Annotated in this window: 6 protein-coding genes and 5 tRNA genes; 7 read left to right on the top strand and 4 right to left on the bottom strand. The window is 62.4% G+C overall.

Annotated features, from left to right (window positions below; genetic code table 11):
• Positions 1-9 precede the first annotated feature (9 nt).
• The 4 genes from ACE039_RS13355 to ACE039_RS13340 all read right to left on the bottom strand — a co-directional run bounded on the left by ACE039_RS13355 (position 10) and on the right by ACE039_RS13340 (position 670).
• A tRNA-Leu gene (locus ACE039_RS13355) sits at positions 10-94 on the bottom strand.
• A gap of 107 nt (positions 95-201) precedes the next feature.
• A tRNA-Leu gene (locus ACE039_RS13350) sits at positions 202-286 on the bottom strand.
• Between the two features lie 107 nt (positions 287-393).
• Positions 394-478 (bottom strand) — tRNA-Leu (locus ACE039_RS13345).
• A 107-nt stretch (positions 479-585) separates the two neighbouring features.
• Positions 586-670, bottom strand: a tRNA-Leu gene (locus tag ACE039_RS13340).
• A 221-nt stretch (positions 671-891) separates the two neighbouring features.
• Between ACE039_RS13340 and rnr the strand changes: the two genes are divergently transcribed.
• From rnr to ACE039_RS13305, 7 genes are all read left to right on the top strand, one after another.
• The gene (gene rnr / locus ACE039_RS13335) at positions 892-3357 is read left to right on the top strand and encodes a ribonuclease R (protein ID WP_448709823.1); all 2466 of its coding nucleotides are present in this window, start codon (positions 892-894) and stop codon (positions 3355-3357) included.
• Between the two features lie 141 nt (positions 3358-3498).
• Positions 3499-4236 carry a 23S rRNA (guanosine(2251)-2'-O)-methyltransferase RlmB gene (gene rlmB, locus ACE039_RS13330; RefSeq protein ID WP_105558484.1) on the top strand — a complete coding sequence of 246 codons (738 nt, stop codon included), beginning with the start codon at positions 3499-3501 and terminating at the stop codon, positions 4234-4236.
• A 51-nt stretch (positions 4237-4287) separates the two neighbouring features.
• The gene (locus ACE039_RS13325; RefSeq protein WP_448709966.1) at positions 4288-5532 is read left to right on the top strand and encodes a cystathionine gamma-synthase family protein; all 1245 of its coding nucleotides are present in this window, start codon (positions 4288-4290) and stop codon (positions 5530-5532) included.
• 58 nt (positions 5533-5590) lie between these two features.
• A complete protein-coding gene (locus ACE039_RS13320) occupies positions 5591-6271 on the top strand; it encodes a Fe2+-dependent dioxygenase (RefSeq protein ID WP_448709967.1) in 681 nt (226 codons plus the stop codon).
• A gap of 358 nt (positions 6272-6629) precedes the next feature.
• The gene (locus ACE039_RS13315) at positions 6630-6902 is read left to right on the top strand and encodes an HU family DNA-binding protein (protein ID WP_003812968.1); all 273 of its coding nucleotides are present in this window, start codon (positions 6630-6632) and stop codon (positions 6900-6902) included.
• Positions 6903-7069: 167 nt separating this feature from the next.
• Positions 7070-7145, top strand: a tRNA-Val gene (locus tag ACE039_RS13310).
• A 400-nt stretch (positions 7146-7545) separates the two neighbouring features.
• On the top strand, positions 7546-8355 hold the full coding sequence (locus ACE039_RS13305) for an energy transducer TonB (RefSeq protein WP_105558487.1): 810 nt from the start codon (positions 7546-7548) through the stop codon (positions 8353-8355).
• Positions 8356-8408: the final 53 nt, after the last annotated feature.

Here is an 8408-nt window from a genome sequence, read left to right as displayed (position 1 = left end):
ATATGCGGGTGGTGCCCAGGAGAGGACTCGAACCTCCACACCTTGCGGCACACGGACCTGAACCGTGCGCGTCTACCAATTCCGCCACCTGGGCACTGGGAAGCACTTTCGTACTTCACATCTTTCACTGTCTTTACTGCTTTGCTTATCAGCTACTTTGCTTATCAGGCCCGCTCGAAAGCGGATCCGATTTAAATTCCGTGGTGCCCAGGAGAGGACTCGAACCTCCACACCTTGCGGCACACGGACCTGAACCGTGCGCGTCTACCAATTCCGCCACCTGGGCACTGGGAAGCACTTTCGTACTTCACATCTTTCACTGTCTTTACTGCTTTGCTTATCAGCTACTTTGCTTATCAGGCCCGCTCGAAAGCGGATCCGATTTAAATTCCGTGGTGCCCAGGAGAGGACTCGAACCTCCACACCTTGCGGCACACGGACCTGAACCGTGCGCGTCTACCAATTCCGCCACCTGGGCACTGGGAAGCACTTTCGTACTTCACATCTTTCACTGTCTTTACTGCTTTGCTTATCAGCTACTTTGCTTATCAGGCCCGCTCGAAAGCGGATCCGATTTAAATTCCGTGGTGCCCAGGAGAGGACTCGAACCTCCACACCTTGCGGCACACGGACCTGAACCGTGCGCGTCTACCAATTCCGCCACCTGGGCACTGAAAGATAATGTCAGAACTATGTGATACGCTGCCGCTCTAGTTGCTTTGTTTTATTAAGGGCCATACGTTGTTTCCAGCGTACTGACTTAACTAAAACATGCGTCCCGAGCGCAGTTGGTTTTACAATGGGTCTTTCGACCCCTCTGACCATTTCTGCTTCAGTGTTCAGCCTTGGGCGAACCACAGAAGCTGCGCATTATATACGGAAATTTCAGCTTTGGCAAAACGATCGAATAACGAATCGAAAAACAACAGATCAACACCCTTGCCCGAAGCGCCGCCGGACTTCGATCCCGATGTCCCGTCCCGTGAAGCCATTTTGACCGCGCTCCGAGCCGCGGGCTCGCCGTTGTCTCCGGTGGAATTGGCAGAACGCATGGGCGTCGAGCGTGCCGCGACGATGGTCGGGTTCGAGCGCCGTTTGGGCGCCATGGAACGCGACGGGCAATTGATGCCCAACCGCAAGGGCGTGTTGCTGCTGGCCACCAAATTGGACTTTGTCGCCGGCAAGGTGCTGGGCCACCGCGACGGTTTCGGCTTTCTGTTGCGTGATGACGGCGGCCCGGACCTGTTCCTGTCGCCGCGCGAAATGCTCAAGGTGCTGCATGGCGACCGCGTGCTGGTCAAGCCGTCGGGCGAATACCGCGGCAAGCCGGAAGGCACCATCGTCGAGGTCATCGAGCGCCGCACCAACAAACTGGTGGGCCGCTTCCTGCACGAACATGGCCTGTCCATCGTCGTGCCCGAAGACCAGCGTATCAAGCACGACATCCTGATTCCGCCCAGTGACACCAATGGCGCCCAGCACGGGCAGGTGGTGGCGGTCGAGATCATGGAGCAGCCCACCCGTCATACACAGCCGCTGGGCCGCGTGGCCGAGGTGCTGGGCGAAATCGACGATCCCGGCATGGAAATCGAGATCGCGGTGCGCAAGTTCGACGTGCCCGTCGAGTTCTCGGAAGCGGCCCGCAAGCAGGCCGCGCGCCTGCCGGACGTGGTGCGCAAGAGCGACTTGAAAGACCGCGTGGACTTGCGCGACGTGCCGTTGATCACGATCGACGGCGAAGATGCGCGCGACTTCGACGACGCCGTCTATTGCGAGCCCGTCGAACTGGGCACGGGCCAGCGCAAGCGGCCGGGCTGGCGCCTGCTGGTGGCCATCGCTGATGTCAGCCACTATGTGCGCCCGGGCGACGCGCTGGATGACGACGCGATCGAGCGCGGCACCAGTGTCTACTTCCCGCGCCGCGTCATTCCGATGCTGCCCGAGACGCTGTCCAATGGCTTGTGTTCGCTGAACCCCGACGTGGACCGCCTGGTGCTGGTCTGCGATATGGTGATTCCCGCTACCGGCGCCAAGGCTGGCACGGTCACGGCCTACCAGTTCTATAACGCGGTGATGCACTCGCATGCCCGCACCACGTATACGAACATCTGGGCGGCATTGCAGCAGCCGGGCGGCCCGGCCGCCGCGGCCATGCGCGCCGTCATGCCGCAAGTCCAGCATCTATATGAGCTTTTCCAGTTGCTGGTGCAGGGCCGTAAGAAGCGCGGCGCCATCGATTTCGATACGGTCGAAACCAAGATCGTCTGCAACGAGCTGGGTCGCATCGAACAGATCGTGCCCTCGGTGCGCAACGATGCCCACAAACTGATCGAAGAATGCATGCTGGCCGCGAACACGTGCGCGGCCGACTTCATGACGCGCAGCAAGCATCCTGGCCTGTACCGCATCCACGAAGGCCCCACGCCCGAGCGTCTGCAATCGTTGCGCGAATTCCTGCGCACCATGGGGTTGTCGCTGGGTGGCGGCGAAACGCCCACCGCCAAGGACTACGGCGATTTCCTGGATACCGTGCGCGGTCGTCCCGATTACCAACTGCTGCAGACCATGTGCCTGCGGTCCATGCAGCAGGCCGTCTATAGCCCCGACAACATGGGCCACTTCGGCCTGTCGTATCCCGGATATAGCCACTTCACGTCGCCCATCCGGCGTTATCCCGACCTGCTGACGCATCGGGTGATCAAGGCCTTGCTGGCCGGGCAGCGCTATGTGCCCAGCCTGGACGACCACGCGGTGGTCATTGGTCGCACGCAGAAAGAGCACGAGCACGCCATCTGGGAAAAGATGGGCCTGGTGCTGTCGGCCAGCGAACGCCGCGCCGACGAAGCATCGCGCGATGTCGAAGCCTGGCTCAAGTGCTGGTTCGTCAAGGAGCGCGTGGGCGAAGACTTCAGCGGCACCGTCACCGGCGTGGCCAGCTTCGGCATTTTCGTCACGCTGGACACGTTGCACGTCGAAGGGCTGGTGCACGTCTCCGAGCTGGGCGGCGAGTACTTCCAGTTCAACGATGCCCTGCATGAATTGCGCGGCGAGCGCACGGGCATGCGGTATCGCCTGACCGACAAGGTGCAGGTGCAGGTGGCGCGCGTTGACCTCGAAGCGCGCCGTATCGAATTCCGCCTGGTGCAGGGCACCAGCTTCGACGCGCTGCGCAAGGCTGCGGCACGCGGGCCGGAAGAGCCGATGCGCCGTGTAAAGAAGGCGGCGGCGCCCAAGCCCGCCGCACTAAAGGGACAGACCGCCAAGGAGCGGCGCGCCGACGCCAAAAAGGCGGGTAAGCCGCCCAGGGCGTCCAAGCACGCCGCGCCAGCCAAGAAAGTGACGCACAAGCGGCATTGACCCGGCTGATGGGTCCTCTTTAGGGCTGGCGCGTCTTAGGGCGGCCGGGCCATAAGGGGTAACATTGCGTTGATGGCCGGCTTGCTCCGGTGGCCCGCCCCCTTTGGGGCGGGTATTCGTTTATCTAAAGGTATTGCATTTATGGCGTCGACCCAAGTTCTGGCCGGGTTTCACGCGGTTGTCGCGCGGCTGCGCCACGCGCCCGAGTCGATCAAGGAAATCTATGTAGAGGCGTCGCGTCGCGACAAGCGGATGCAGACGCTCATCGAGCAGGCCGAGAAGGCGGGTTGCCGCCTGCATCCGGTGCCTGCCGAGCGGCTGGATGGTCTGTCGCGCGGCACCCGCCATCAAGGCGTCGTGGCCCTGGCCGACGAACGCCAGTTGGCGGTGGATGTGGACGAGGTGCTTGACGTGATCGAGGGTCCGCCGCTGCTGCTCATCCTGGATGGCGTGACCGATCCCCACAACCTGGGCGCCTGCCTGCGAACGGCGGACGCCGCCGGCGTGCACGCCGTGATCGCGCCGCGCGACCGCGCCGTGGGCTTGAACGCCACGGTGCAGCGGGTGGCCTGCGGCGCGGCCGATACCGTGCCGTATGTGATGGTCACCAATCTGGCGCGCACGATGCGCGGCCTGAAGGACCGCGGCGTCTGGCTTGTCGGCACCGACGACCAGGCGACCGACAGCATGCACAAGATCGATGCGCGCCAGCCGATGGCGTGGGTCATGGGGGCGGAAGGCGAAGGCATGCGCCGCCTTACGCGTGAGACCTGCGACCAACTCGTCAATATCCCCATGCTGGGTTCGGTGGAAAGCCTGAACGTCAGTGTGGCCAGCGCCGTCTGCCTGTACGAGACCGTGCGCCAGCGCCAATCCTGATCCCGCCCGACCCGACCTTTTCGTAGCTCTTCCTTTACGCCTCAGCTCACCATGCACCAGAACGGCTTCACCACCACGATCCTCCATTCCGACCGCCAACAATCCGTCGAGCACGGAGCGGTGCACAAGCCGATGCATCCGTCGTCGGAATTCGCCTACGACGATGCTCGCGAGCTGGCCGCGGTGTTCCAGGGCAAGGCGGGCTTCACGTATGCGCGCCAGGGCACGCCGACGACCACCGCGCTGGAAGCGAAGGTCAACCACATGGAAGGCGGCAAAGGCACGGTCAGCTTTTCCACGGGAATGGCGGCGCTGTCCGCCATTTTCACGACGTTGCTGCGCCGGGGCGATCATCTGGTGTCCAGCCAGTTCGTGTTTGGCAATACCAACAGCCTGCTGGGCACGCTGCTGGAACTGGGGGTGGAGATCACCTTCGTCGATGCGACCGACGCGGCGCAGGTGCGCGCCGCGATCCAGCCCAATACGCGCATGGTCTTCACCGAGACGATCGCCAACCCGGGCACGCAGGTCGCCGACCTGGCCGTGATCGGCGAGATCTGCCGCGAGAAGAACCTTGTCTACGTCGTGGACAATACGCTGACCTCGCCGTGGATGTTCCGTCCGTCGGCAGTCGGGGCGTCGCTGGTGATGAATTCGCTGTCCAAGTACATCGGCGGGCATGGCAACGCGCTGGGTGGCGCGGTGACCGACACGGGCCTGTACGACTGGTCTGGCTACACCAACATCTATGAGGCCTATCGCAAAGGCCCGTCCACCGGCTGGGGCCTCACCCAGATCAAGAAGAAGGGTTTGCGCGACATGGGCGGCACGCTGGCCGCCGAGCCTGCCCACCGCATTGCCGTGGGCGCCGAGACGCTGGCGCTGCGCATGGCCAAGCACTGCGCCAACGCGCTGGCGCTGGCGCGTTTCCTGGAATCGCATCCTGGCGTGGCCAAGGTGCACTATCCGGGCCTGGCGGGCCACCCGCAACATGCCCGCGCATCGGCGCTGTTCGGCGCGCGATTCGGTGGGTTGCTGGGGGTCGAGCTGGCCGACGGCGTGGATTGCTTTGATTTCCTGAACCGCCTGCGGATCGTGCTGATGGCGACCCACCTTGGCGATACGCGCAGCCTGGCGCTGCCTGCCGCGCACACCATCTATTACGAGATGGGCGCCGAGCGCCGCAAGCAAATGGGCATTGCGGACAGCCTCATTCGGGTGTCGGTCGGCATCGAAGACGAGGCCGATCTGCTGTTTGATTTCGATCAGGCGCTGACCGGTTGCCTGAAGGGATAATGCGGCACGCGCAAGCCGGGCGCGAGGGCGCGCCGGCTTTGCGATCGGGACGACTCACATGCTTATACAGATCGCAGAGGTTTTCACGCCCGACGAGGCGGCGGACATTCGGCGCAAGCTGGATGCTGCCGACTGGGTGGATGGCAAAGTCACCGCCGGCTACCAGTCAGCCGAGGTCAAGCGTAACCGCCAGTTGCCCGAGCAGCATCCGCTTGCAGAAGAGCTTGGCAGCCTGATCTTGCAGCGCCTGGCCGCGAACAACCTCTTCATGTCGGCCGCGTTACCGCGCAAGATATTCCCGCCGCTATTCAACCGCTACGAAGGCGGCGAGGCTTTCGGCTATCACGTCGACAACGCGGTGCGCGGCATCTCAGGCACGTCCGAGCGCGTGCGCACCGACCTGTCCGCCACGCTGTTCTTCTCCGAGCCCGATACCTATGACGGCGGCGAACTTGTCATTGATGACACCTACGGGCCGCGGGCGGTGAAGTTGCCGGCAGGGCACATGGTGCTGTACCCCGGCACGAGCCTGCACAAGGTGAATCCCGTCACGCGCGGTGCGCGAGTGAGTTCGTTCTTCTGGATGCAGAGCCTGGTGCGCGAAGACAGCCAGCGCGCGTTGCTGCTGGACATGGACGTGGCCATACAGCGTCTGAATCAAGACACCGCGGGGCATCCTTCCATTGTTCAGTTGACGGGCATTTATCACAATTTGCTGCGTCGTTGGGTCGATGTTTGATTCAAGCTTGAAGTGATGCCCGGACGGTGTCGCGCAAACACAAAATGCGCGTTTTTGTATATTGCGAAACCAGCTAAAAGCTAGTATTGGCGCGGGTTGTAGTGAGGTTTTTGCTTGACAGCCGCGCCACGCCAAGGCCTAATACATGTCTGCGTCGCTGACGGTTTGAAGGCATCAAAGCCCTCAAATCTTAAGCGGCGCAGCAGTTTAAAAGTTGTGCTTTGCAGCGCAAGAAAAAAGTTTATCCACTGTCTGTTCGTCGTTTGTCGGGCCATGCGTTGGTTAGTGGCGTCCCATCATGACAGCCATGAACCGCACGGCCTCGCCAGACTCCATACCTTGTGAGGGGTACACCTGAATGAACAAAACCGAACTCATCGATCACATCGCCAGCAAGGCCGATATCTCCAAGGCTGCCGCCGGTCGTTCGCTCGACGCCTTGATCGGTGCCGTCAAGACCACCCTGAAGAAGGGCGGTACGGTCACGCTGGTTGGCTTTGGCACGTTTGCCGTGTCGGCTCGCGCTGCTCGCACCGGCCGCAACCCGCGCACCGGTGAAACCATCAAGATCAAGAAGGCCAAGGTGCCGAAGTTCCGTCCGGGCAAGGCCCTGAAGGACGCCGTCAACTAAAGGCGGCATGGCGGTCGCCGGGCGTTGGCCCCCGCGATTTGCCGACCATTGCGCGGTCCGGTATACTCCGGCCCGCGTATTGCTTTTGAGTACCCCGAGTTGGCAGTTGCTTCGCAAGAATCGTCACGTTGACGGCCGTTGCGATGCTGCGGCAAGTCGTCAAGATCGGGTGCTTAGCTCAGTTGGTAGAGCGGCGCCCTTACAAGGCGTAGGTCACAGGTTCGACCCCTGTAGCACCCACCAAAAGCCCACGCAGGCGGTTCGGATCCCTAGGGGTTCGCACCACGCCGCACACAAAACCCGCACACGTCACCGTGGCGGGTTTTTTGTTTTTCCGGGCTCGTTGGCGATCCGCCGTGGCCCTTGGCCTCATGGCCTCATGGCCTCATGGCCGCGTGCCGGAGAGTCGGGGCGTAGAGGCTCGGCTTAGAAGCCCGGCTTAGAAGCGCGCTTTTTCGTAAACGTTTTATGCAGCCGGATGTGATGTGCATCAAGGGTGCTACGCTAGCCCAGACGAAATAGAACGTGCGAATCATTCGCATTTAAGATATTATATTCGGCTTGTACCGGCCAGCCGGCGCTGCTTTTTTGTGTGCGCCGTTTCCCTGGCTGGCCGGATAAGTCAATGCACCCTGGCTGATTCATGCCTAGTTTTCAACGCGGTTGGAATTCATCTTCGCCGTCTTCGTTTGGTATACGTGCAGGCGCTGGCCTGGCGGTTGTCGCGCTTCACGCGGCAGTAATCGGCGCCATTTTCATGGCTCCCGCGAATCCTCCTGAACTGGAGGAGCCCGAAGCCGTCATGGTCAGTCTGGTGGATGCGCCCGTCCCGCAGATTGCGAAGGCCGAGCCCACGCCGGAAGTGCCGCAGCCGGTCGTCGAACCGCCGCCCGAGCCGCAGCCCGAAATCGAGCCGGAGCCCGAACCGGAGCCCGAACCCGAATTGAAGCCGGAACCGGAACCGGAACCCGAACCGGTGGTCGAGAAGCCGCCGGTGCCCGCGCCCAAGCCCAAGCCCAAACCGAAGCCTAAACCCAAGCCCCAGCCGAAGCAGGAAGTCAAACCCGAGCCCAAGCCGGACACGCCGCCTCCGCAGACGCCGCCCGCCGGCGCGACGGATGGCGCGAAGGCCTCGCAGAGCCCGCAGCAGGGGCCTCCGCCGGACCAGCCTATCCTGGTGTCGAGCATTGAGTTCCAGGGCGCGCGCCCCATGCCCGTTTACCCGCAGGCCTCGCGCCGCATGCGGGAAGAGGGACGGGTGCTGGTGCTGGTGGAAATCAATACGCAGGGCCTGGTGGACCGCGCATCGATCGACACGTCATCGGGTTTCTCGAGACTGGACGAATCGGCGCTGACCGCCGCCCGCAAGGCCAAGTTCAAGCCCTATACCCGTAACGGCGTGGCCTATCCCGCCAAAGCCAAAATTCCGTTCGATTTCGTAATGAGGAACTGAGATGTCCAACGCACTGCATAGCGCCACCCTGGTGGCGCAGGCGACCACCAGCC

The organism is Achromobacter maghribensis (assembly GCF_057334215.1).
This window is presented reverse-complemented; position numbering and strand designations above follow the sequence as displayed.

Coding starts and splice junctions, on each gene's coding strand:
- ACE039_RS13305 (WP_105558487.1), top strand. CDS start 7,546: ATGCCTAGTTTTCAACGCGGTTGGAATTCATCTTCGCCGTCTTCGTTT.
- ACE039_RS13315 (WP_003812968.1), top strand. CDS start 6,630: ATGAACAAAACCGAACTCATCGATCACATCGCCAGCAAGGCCGATATC.
- ACE039_RS13325 (WP_448709966.1), top strand. CDS start 4,288: ATGCACCAGAACGGCTTCACCACCACGATCCTCCATTCCGACCGCCAA.
- ACE039_RS13320 (WP_448709967.1), top strand. CDS start 5,591: ATGCTTATACAGATCGCAGAGGTTTTCACGCCCGACGAGGCGGCGGAC.
- rlmB (WP_105558484.1), top strand. CDS start 3,499: ATGGCGTCGACCCAAGTTCTGGCCGGGTTTCACGCGGTTGTCGCGCGG.